This window comes from Clostridium tagluense (assembly GCF_003865095.1).
Classification (GTDB): Bacteria; Bacillota; Clostridia; order Clostridiales; family Clostridiaceae; genus Clostridium_AD; species Clostridium_AD tagluense.
In genome coordinates this window covers 80,000-88,910 of sequence record NZ_BHYK01000021.1, presented here as the reverse complement: position 1 = coordinate 88,910, position 8,911 = coordinate 80,000, and the positions used below count along the sequence as shown (strand labels likewise).

At 30.3% G+C, this 8,911-nt stretch carries 7 protein-coding genes; all 7 read left to right on the top strand.

All coding sequences use genetic code 11. The annotated features are described in order from the left end of the window. A partial coding sequence (locus Ctaglu_RS25310; protein WP_207669494.1) for a hypothetical protein occupies positions 1 to 551 on the top strand: 551 nt, incomplete at its 5' end. Positions 552 to 593: 42 nt separating this feature from the next. Further along, positions 594 to 1,376: a phage tail domain-containing protein gene (locus tag Ctaglu_RS17095; RefSeq protein WP_125003914.1), complete on the top strand. Its 783-nt coding sequence runs from the start codon at positions 594 to 596 to the stop codon at positions 1,374 to 1,376. Between the two features lie 20 nt (positions 1,377 to 1,396). Then, a complete protein-coding gene (locus Ctaglu_RS17090) occupies positions 1,397 to 6,169 on the top strand; it encodes a phage tail protein (RefSeq protein ID WP_125003912.1) in 4,773 nt (1,590 codons plus the stop codon). Between the two features lie 12 nt (positions 6,170 to 6,181). Further along, complete coding sequence (locus Ctaglu_RS17085) at positions 6,182 to 6,580, top strand: PAAR domain-containing protein (protein WP_125003910.1); 399 nt, start codon at positions 6,182 to 6,184, stop codon at positions 6,578 to 6,580. A gap of 14 nt (positions 6,581 to 6,594) precedes the next feature. Then, the gene (locus Ctaglu_RS25305; protein WP_185732776.1) at positions 6,595 to 6,753 is read left to right on the top strand and encodes a hypothetical protein; all 159 of its coding nucleotides are present in this window, start codon (positions 6,595 to 6,597) and stop codon (positions 6,751 to 6,753) included. 30 nt (positions 6,754 to 6,783) lie between these two features. Then, positions 6,784 to 8,334, top strand: coding sequence for a hypothetical protein (locus tag Ctaglu_RS17080; RefSeq protein WP_125003908.1), 1,551 nt, complete (start codon positions 6,784 to 6,786; stop codon positions 8,332 to 8,334). 30 nt (positions 8,335 to 8,364) lie between these two features. Then, positions 8,365 to 8,889, top strand: coding sequence for a hypothetical protein (locus Ctaglu_RS17075; RefSeq protein ID WP_125003906.1), 525 nt, complete (start codon positions 8,365 to 8,367; stop codon positions 8,887 to 8,889). Positions 8,890 to 8,911 lie beyond the last annotated feature (22 nt).

The window sequence follows — 8,911 nt, the reverse complement described above, 5'->3', positions numbered from 1 at the left end:
ATTCTACTAATAAAAGCATGATTGAAAGTTCTGAAAAAAAAAGAATTAAAGAAATGAAAGTGATGTCTGCTTATGTTGATGGAGCTATTTATAGTTTAGATGATTTGAACTCAAATCCAGATAAATATAAAAACATTACAGATAAGGCAAAAGTAGTATACATTAAAGGTATGGATGGAGATATATGGGATGGAAAAACAAATAAAAAAGAATCTTTTAGCGAAGGTGGCGTAATTGATTATACAGGGGATGCTAAAGTTCATGGTTCTCCTAATAATTCAGAGGTCGTATTTAATTCTAAACAAGCGTTAGGATTATATAACTTTGTTAAAACAATGCCAGTCCAATCATTCAATCGAAATGCTATTTCCCCTCCACAATTTTCACAACAAAGTATGGATTCCGTGGTTCATTTAAGTGTTGATAATCTGATTAATGTTAATGGAAACGTTGATAAAGAGTCATTGCCAAGCTTAAAAGAGATTTCTAAGTCAGTAATAGGAGATATTCGAAAAGAACTTAACAAAACGGGAATCTTTAGGAGAGTGTAGAGATACACTTTCTTATTTTTTTAGAAAGGAGGTTTGAAAATATTGTTTATAAATACAGATTTTACTTATGATGGAATTCTATCTTCCGATATGAATGTACATATAATATCTACTAAGTCTGGCATGGTTGAAATGCCTTTTGGTTATTCAAGAGAAATCATCGAAGAAAGTGTTCCCTTTAGAAGTCAACCTTACTTTTTTGGATTTCAAAGAAAATGTATGACATTAGAAATTGAACTTGGTAAGATAGGCGAAAATGAAAAAGATACAGAGTGGACTTATGAAGAAAAAAAGAAATTAGTTGAATGGTTTTGGCAAAAAGACTATAAACCATTTATCTCATTAGACAATCCAGAACTGATTTACTATTGTACTCCTGTAGGAGACTCAACAAGATTTGATAATGGATATGCACATGGATATGTTAAATTGCAATTAAGATGTAATTCACCTCATGCCTATTCTCCGACTTATGTTAAAAGCTATGATTATCAAGTTGGAGTGTTAAATATAATTGAAATAACAAACCCAAGTAATGTGAATGAATATTATTATCCCGAAGTTCAATTTAAAATGATGAATTCAACAAGTATAACTATAAGAAATTTAACTACGGGAGAGGAATTTACATTCACAGGTTTAAATATAGGTGAAAATATTTATGTTGATAATAGTTTGAAGCAAATTGAAACAGATATGTTGGATACATACCGTTTATCTAATTTTAACAAAAAATGGCTAAGGTTAGTAAAGGGCGTTAATAGATTAGAAATAATCGGAAAAGTAAATGTAGTGTTTAGAAGTTCTTATCCAATATCTATATAAAAAATTAGGGAGGTGCAAATTTGGAAAAAGGAATTGTGTATATTAATGGAATTAAAAATACAAAAACTGGAATAATTCAAGATTCTACCTCTTTAGTTGGGATATCTAAAGTGGATAATAGTAATACAGAAAATTTATTATCTTTGGGACAGATAGATATTGATAAGAAAACAATGCATGAAAGTGTTGAATTAATATTGTGTAAGCCAAGCAAGGAAGAAATAGCTATTTTAAATGAGGCATATAATAGAGAATTAAGCATTACATTTAATGATGTAGGAGAGTTGAGTTTCTCTATTCCTTATTATATTCAGAAGCAGTATGAACAGGTGATTAATCCAAATTGGGAATTAATCAAAGAAGGTTATCTTGTAAAAATAGAAAAAAATTATTATACAATAGATAATACAAGTATTAATGGAGATACCCAAAAAGAGGTTAAAAATGTTCAATGTTATTCTCTTGAATATCAATTAACTAAAAGAAAATTAAGAGGAATGTTTGGGACTAGACAATTATACAAAGGCCTTAATGACGGAGTAGTTGTAAATATCAAATATAGTTTAGATGGCTCAACGTGGAATCTCTACACTAAACCATTTGAGATAATAGATAATACGACAGTTAATTTTCAAACTTTGGATATGAATAGTGTTGTACTTAATTCATTTATTTGGAATGCTAATAATAAAATAAATGAAACACAAGGACTTACAATTAATTCTTCTCTAATAGATATAGTTCAAGGTTCTATAACCAAAAAATTGTTGATATCAGCAAAAATAATATCTGAAATTGGAGAGGGCATTCTAAACATACTTGAGAGTGAAACAACATGGAAAGTGGGTTATATTGATAGAGCAGTTAGAGAAGATACAACCACGGGTCAAAATCATAGAAGATACAGGACTTTTGATATAAAAGAAAAATCATGGTTAGAGGTTATTAAGGATGATATTCAAAAAGCTTTTGGTTGCTTTGTATTTTTCGATACTGACAAAAAAGAATTGAATATATATAAGACATTGGATTATAAAGTAAATAAGGGATTATATATTTCAGAAGAAAATTATATTAAATCTATAAAGAAAAATGTTAAGGATACAGAAATAGTAACTAGACTTCATGTATTTGGGAAAGATAATATATCTATTTCAACAATAAATCCGACAGGGCAAACTTACATTGAAAATTTTGATTATTATAGAAGTATAAAATATATGCCACAAGATTTACTTAATGCACTTGATAATTATTTTGGAAGTGTAAATGGCTCTACAATTGGGTTATTAAATGATAAATCTAAAAAATTCACTCAATTTTATGCTGAATTACAAGATTTAAGATTTAAACAATTAAAATTAGAGAATGAAAAAGCAGACTTGGATGCGAAATATAAGGTTGCTGATAATGATATAGACTATGCTATTCAGTCTCACAATAAGGATAATACTTTGCCAGTCATAATTGCAGGCGTAGGAGATAAAAATGAGGATATTACTAAGGAGATACTTCAAAATTTAAGTGGTGTAAACAAACCTAGAGACTTATCATCATTAAATGCAGTTAGGGACTCGGCTAAAAAATTAGTTGATTTAAAACAAATGGAAATAGAACAGATTGAATCAAACATTGAATATAAATTAGAGACAATTATTACTTTAAAAAATCTACTAGCAAAAGACAGAACCCAATCTATAATGTTTGAGGGTATTATTTATCCTATTAACTTTACAAAAACACAAGTCGCTTTACTAGATGAATTTGTAAAAGAAGATACTTGGCAAAAAGATATATTTGTTGATTTTTTCAATGCCTATGAATTACTTTCAGAGGGAATCATAACTTTGAAAAAGTTATCTAAACCAAGAATTGAGTTTGAACTTGATATAATAGATTTATTGAATATTATAGATTGTCAGAAAGATTGGGATAAAATAAATATAGGAGATATAGTGAACATATACTATGATAAATTTAATATTGCAATAGAAGCAAGATTAATCAAAATAAATCATAATATTGATGAAAATTCTTTGAGTGTAACTATATCAACAGATGATGAATTAGATGACCCTGCTAAATATCTATCTCAAATTGCAGGCAATGCAAATAACGCAAAAAATTCAATAGATATTTTTAAGCATGGATGGGATTTAAGTATGGTCAACCAAGACCAGATATCTCAAATAATAGGAAGTGCTTTGGATACTGCAAAAAATAGAGTTCTAAGTGGAAGAAATCAAAATATTGAAATCTCTGAAAGAGGTATCAGCATGAAGGATATGTTCGATGATAAGGAACAATTGAGAATGTTGAACAATGTAATTGCATTCACGACTGATGGGTGGGAAACTTGCTCTACAGCTATTACACCTTACGGAATAGTGGCTCAAGAAATCTATGGAAAAATTGTAGGGTCTAATAGATTAATAATTACAAATATGAATGATAGTGGTGAAAGTTCTTTCTTAGTTGATGCAAACCACATGAAAGCAATAAATATGGATTTATCATTATTAAACAAAAGTCAAACAAATAGAATATACTTAAATCCCGAAATTGGAATCAAAATTCAAAAAAAAATTAAGGGTGAGTGGGGAGATGTACTTTGGTTAGGTATGGATGGGAGAATTCAATCAAACTACATGGTAACATCAAATTTAGAAATTAAAAATGATGAAGGAGATGTAGTTTTAAATTCTGAAACAAATTATTTAAATATAGGGAAATTTGCAACTATTGTTGATGACGGTTTGTTAACTCCTATTGAGAAAATGTATTTGCGAAAAGAATGGATAAGAATACAAGTTGAATATCCAAAAATTGTTAGTCAAGCAAAGAAATATAAAAACAGTTCAAGAGATAGTTTAGAATTAGTAAATACAAGTAAGCTTCAAGCTAGATATTTAGAGTTGGATGCATTTATAACTCCACTACTTCGAGAAATGACAAAAACAACAACTGTTGATAAAACACAATTCGACACAGTATTCGGAAATTACTATTCAGAAGTCAAAGACATTCTCGCTAAAATAGAAGATTCCTTGAAATATAGTTCATTGCAATTGGGAGAATGGTATAATCACGTAGTTATGGATGCAATAAATGGAATAACTGTTACCAAAGTTGATGCAGATGGAAATAATGAAATAGCCCGAACTATACTGAATGCCACAACTGGTATAACTATTGCAGTAAAAAAGAATGGAATTTGGGAAGATAATTTTTGGGTAGATATGAATGGAAGATTACAATGTAAATATATGATTGCAACAAACTTGGAAATAAAAAATGATGGAGGAGAATTATTACTTAATTCAAAAGAAGGATTTCTGAATGTTGGGAAATTTGAAACTATCACTATGGATGGAATGTTATCCCCATTAGAAAAAATTTCAGTAAGGCAGGAATGGTTGAGAATTCAAAATGAATATCCAAAAATAATTATCCAAGCGACCAAATATAATACAAGTGAAAGAGATAATTTGCAATTAGTTGATACAAGTAATTTGAAAACACAATATTCGCAATTAGATGCTTATATAACTCCACTTCTTCTAAACATGGAGAATCCAAGTCCTGTAACCCAAAGTTTATTTGATGTGAAGTTTGGAAATTACTATTCAGAGGTTAAGTTAATTCTTAATAAAATAGAAGATTCCTTGAAGTATAGTTCATTGCAATTGGGTGGATGGTATAACAATACTGTTATTGATGCAATAAATGGAATAACCGTTACCAAAGTTGATGCAGATGGGAATAATGAAATAGCCAAAACGGTTTTAAATGCAACTACAGGAATTTCCATTTCAACAAAGAAAAAAGGAGTTTGGGAGGATAACTTTTGGGTTGACACAGAAGGAAATCTTATTGCTAAGAACCTTATGATTTTGGATGAATTTGGAAGACCTGCATTCGTAGCGGATGATAAAGGAGAATTAGATTTAGAAGGTAGATTAAGGGTTATGAGATATCTTGATGATACTGTGAGTAGTAAGAAAATAGTATTGATAGATATTTATAAAGATGACCCTAAAGGCGGTAAGATACTTGTAAACAACTGGGAAGGAAAGAAAAATATATTCATGGGTTCTTCCCCCGATTCAAACTATAATGGTGGATTTTTAAAAATGTATAATGATGAAGAAAAACCTCGAATTGAATTTGGTACTTATACTAGTGAAGATGCAGGTCGAATTAATCTTATGGGGATTGATGATAAAGCTAAGATATCTTTATCTGCAATTGATGATGAAGGAGATTCAGCAGGTGTTATTAAGCTATTTGACAAGAATAATAATCCTATGATATTTATATCCTCAGATACAAGTCAAAATACTATGAGTCGGCATAATGCACAAATAACTATAGGTAAGACAACTAATACTCCTAAGGTTGGATTATATGGTGGACATGATGATTTTGGAGGCTTCATAGAACTTTCGGATAAATATGGAATTCCAAATTTGAGCATGGGAGATATTAGTTTGGGGACTTTAGGTGGCGGTATGCAAGTATTTTATGCCAACATGGGTTCTAATACACATGAGGAAAGAATTAGCAAGCGTAGAGTTCAAGTTGGCGTATTTAATGGAGGTTCTGATGGTCAAGTACAAATGTACAATAGTTCTGGTGACATGATAGGTAGGGTTTCGAGTGAAGGTGGAGTTATGAGTGTCTATGGAAAAGAAAAAACTTGTTTTATAAAATTCAAAGAAAATGGTGATATTGACATAGATGCAGGGTCTGGAAATGTAAATATCAAAGGGACTAAAATCAATCTTAACTAAGGGGGTGCTGAATTGAGCGGAGTTGCTAGTGAGGGTAAAGAAGTTGAAGGTGATTGTAATGGAGATTATGAGAGTTGGGAAGTAGTAGGTTCTTCGGAATTCGGGCCGATTTGGGGTTTTGTAACTCGAAATGAAAATGGTACAGTATCTACAACTTTGAAAAGAGGTTCTTCCAATGTATATATAAATGGAAAATCGGCATCGAGAAAAAGTGATACTATGGATTTAAATAAAGATTATCCTAATGTAAGACACCATGACCCTCTCTCTGCGACTGGAAGAATCTCTACTGGCTCTTCTACTGTTTTTGTAAATGGATTAGCTATAGCACGAAAAGGGGATACTGTTACAGCTAATGGATGTTCTTCTGTTAAAATAAAACAAGGAAGTGAAAATGTTATTTCAAATTAAGGAGGTGTTCAAAAATGAAAGTAGAACTTACAAATGAAATGCTTAATAATTTAATGTTATTTATGGATAGGATTGATATAAAAGGATTGAAAGAAATTCATGCTATAAATGAAATATTAGATGCTACATATAGAGCGAAAAATCAAGAAATTGAAACGAATGAAGGTAAATAGATTGCACCTTAAATTTAAGGAGGTGAAAAAGTGATAAATTTAAAATATTTTGATACTATTAGAATGTTGCTTAGAAGTGGAAAAACAGGTGACGAATATATTCAAAAAACACAACCCGTAAAAATTGTGTTAAGTAAATGTCAATTAGAAGAAATTCCAGACCTTCAATATCATGTGAGAATTGCAGGTTATACAGAATTAAATGAAAATGCTTATCAAAGGGTTAAAATAATAAATTCAAATCAATTTCTTGTGAATTATGAAAATGGAATGGTTTATTTTAATTCTTCTGAGGAGGGAAAGACTGTAACTGCTGAATATAAAGGTAGAGGATTAATTCAATATCCTGCTGAAAGAATTTATGTTAATAATACAGATTTTAATTTAGCAAGTCAATTTCCTTATGTAATAGATAATCTTCAAAAATATTTAAATTTCTTAGTTGAAAGAACAAAAGAACTTACAGAATTTGTTGCTACTAAAGAGCATGAGCTTACAGATTTTGTTAATAAAAAGGTAGCTTTGTTGAATGAGTTTGTTGGTTCTAAGGTTTTGTACCTAACTGACTTTGTTGATAAAAAAGTTATTCAAATCAAAGATATAGTTAGTGAGTATGAAGATTATGTTGAAGATAAAAGAGTTGAATTCACAGATTATGTTGATGATTATATTGATGTAGCTAATGATAAAATTGATGAAATGGATGTACATATTATTGCTAGTGATGCTCAAACAGATGATTGCAGAGAACAGACTAGACAATGCAAAATTGAAACTGATAGAGCTATAATAGCAACAAACGATTGTATCATTACAACGGATGATTCAATTGAATTGTATAATCAAGTTTCAGACCTACATGATGATATGAGTTCAACTCTTGAATGTGCAGAATATGAACTTGTTGAATTAAAAAAAGCAACTCTTGCAACTAGATTGATTATGCAAAGTCCTGTGTCCACATTAGCAGAGGTTTCATTAGTATATCTTAATCCCGAAATTGGGTGGGCAGTACAAACAGAGGACACGGGTAATATTTACCGTTGGAATGGGGTACATTGGATGTATGCTTATAACTTACAATCCACAATATCTCCTGCTACAGATACAATGAATGGGATTATGACTAAGGAGCAATTTAATAAATTAGTTAACATTGAAGAAAAGTCTCAAGTAAATTATATTGGTGAAAAAGCAAAAGAAGTACTACCTACATATTTTAAAATAAAAACAGTTGTATTCATATTAGCAGAAGATATTAGAATTGGAAGCCAAGGAGTCTACGTTCAAATGCCTTTTAACGGCACAATAGCAGATATTAGAGGATTTTGTAAGACAACAGGGGCAGACAATACAGTACTAAAAATAGAAAAAGCAAGTGAAAGTGATTTCTTAGCAGACACTTGGACAAGCATGTTTAAGATAAATGAAAATCTAATAATACCTACTAATAGTAGAGTGTCATTATCTTATAGTTTATTAAACACAATTATAAATAGAAATGATTATTTACGAATTAATATTGTAGATGTTGGAATTGGCATAAGAGATATAACCATCCAAGTTAATATTAATATTTAAAATACGAGATATAAAGAGGAGGAATATAAAATGGCTTTAGGAAATCCAGTCGTTACATGGTATAATAATACAAATACAACAAATGTCACAAATTGGAACTTAGGTGTTGTCGATGCAGATAATGACCCAACACTCACAGAAACTCAATTTGTTATATGGAATAATAGAGGTGGAAATGTTGCCGTGAAGAGTATGGAACAATGCACAATTACTACTAAAGATAGTGCTGGTGGGCTTAATTTACCACTGGTAAAAGAAACATGGGTGCAAGCAAGATGTGATAGTATGGGTGAAACAATGTTTGATTCAACAACATTAATAGGTGCTACATTCGATGCTACTGGTGGAAATTGGAAACCAAAAGAACATGTTATTCGAGCAGAGGATTCAGCGGTTGGAACAGGCGTTATTGCAGGAAATATTAACACAGGAACTCTAACAACAATAGCAGATAAACAAAATTTTTCGAAAGTAACTTTAAGGATGAAAATACCGCCAAGTGCTACAGCAGGAAATGTAGACTTTTTAGTAAGAGTTTACTACACAATACTATAATAAATAAAAGTAAAATAAGACA